Source organism: Tessaracoccus bendigoensis DSM 12906 (assembly GCF_900141915.1).
GTDB classification, from domain to species: domain Bacteria; phylum Actinomycetota; class Actinomycetes; order Propionibacteriales; family Propionibacteriaceae; genus Arachnia; species Arachnia bendigoensis.
This window is the reverse complement of sequence record NZ_FQZG01000152.1, coordinates 1-1,357: the sequence shown is the minus strand read 5'-3', so window position 1 is coordinate 1,357 and position 1,357 is coordinate 1. Positions and strand designations below refer to the sequence as shown.

At 66.4% G+C, this 1,357-nt stretch carries 1 pseudogene; it reads left to right on the top strand.

From position 1 onward, the window contains the following. Positions 1–48: 48 nt before the first annotated feature. Positions 49–1,257, top strand: a pseudogene (locus BUC15_RS18860) (ISL3 family transposase); the annotation flags it as partial. Between the last annotated feature and the right edge of the window lie 100 nt (positions 1,258–1,357).

Genomic DNA, 1,357 nt, shown 5'->3' with positions numbered 1-1,357 from the left:
CCCTCCGAAGATGGAAGTTCTCACGCTCCCCATCTGGAAGACCTCGACGTGTCCGACGCTACCTTCACGTGCCCTGATCTGACTAGTTTCTGCCGTCTCGACGGCCTCGGGTTGGAAGTCACCGGCCAGCGCATCGAACCCGACCGTGCGATCCTGGCCTGCCGCCCGGTCGACGCCGACGACTGGTGCCGAGACTGCGGCGGCCAGGGCCTCATCCGGGGCTCGGTGGTGCGACTCTTGTCGCATGTCCCGCTGGGGTGGCGCCCTACCGTGCTGCACGTGCGGCTCCGGCGCTATCGGTGCATCGAGTGCGGGCGGGTGTGGCGTCAAGACACCAGTGCCGCAGCCGAGCCGCGTTCGAAGCTGTCGCGTGCGGCGCTGCGTTGGGGACTGGAAGGACTTGTGGTCCAACACCTGAGCATGTCCAGGATCGCCGCCGGTCTCGACGTCGCGTGGAACACCGCCAACGACGCCGTGCTGGCAGAAGGACAGCGCGTCCTCATCAGCGACCTGGCCCGGTTCGACGGGGTCAAGGTGATCGGGGTCGACGAGCACTGCTGGCGCCATACCCGCCATGGTGAGAAATACGTCACCGTGATCATCGACCTCACCCCCACCAGGGACGGCACCGGTCCGGCGCGCTTGTTGGACATGGTCGAGGGACGCTCGAAACAGGTGTTCAAGACGTGGCTCGCCGCCCGCCCCCGAGCCTGGCGCAAGGGGATCGAGGTCGTCGCGATGGACGGATTCACCGGCTACAAGACCGCGGCGGTCGAGGAACTCGGCAACGCCACCACGGTGATGGACCCGTTCCACGTCGTCCGGCTCGCCGGCGAAGCGCTCACCCGCTGCCGCCAGCGCGTCCAGCAAGACACCTGCGGGCATCGGGGCCGCGCCGGTGACCCGCTCTACCGCGCCCGCCGCACCCTGCTCACCGGCGTCGATCTACTCACCGACAAGCAAGTCGCCCGACTGGAGGCACTGTTCGCCGACGAACAGCACACCGAGGTCTACGCGACATGGAGTATCTACCAACGGCTCGTCGTGGCTTACCGACATCCCGACAAGCAACTTGGACGGTTCCTCCTTCAAGGCGTGATCGACTCGGTCAGCACCGGCGTCCCGAGAGACCTCGTCGAGCTCGTCAGCCTGGGCCGGACCCTCCACCGACGGGCGGCCGACGTGCTCGCCTTCTTCGACCGCCCAGGCACCAGCAACGGCCCAACCGAAGCGATCAAATGCCGATGTCGGCATTTGATCGTTTATGCCGACGTGTGGATTATGCCGACCGTGACCACGTCTGCCCTTGTCGGAACTGGTTGGGTCGGGGGGTTGTCGGCATAATCGCGGCGTGAGA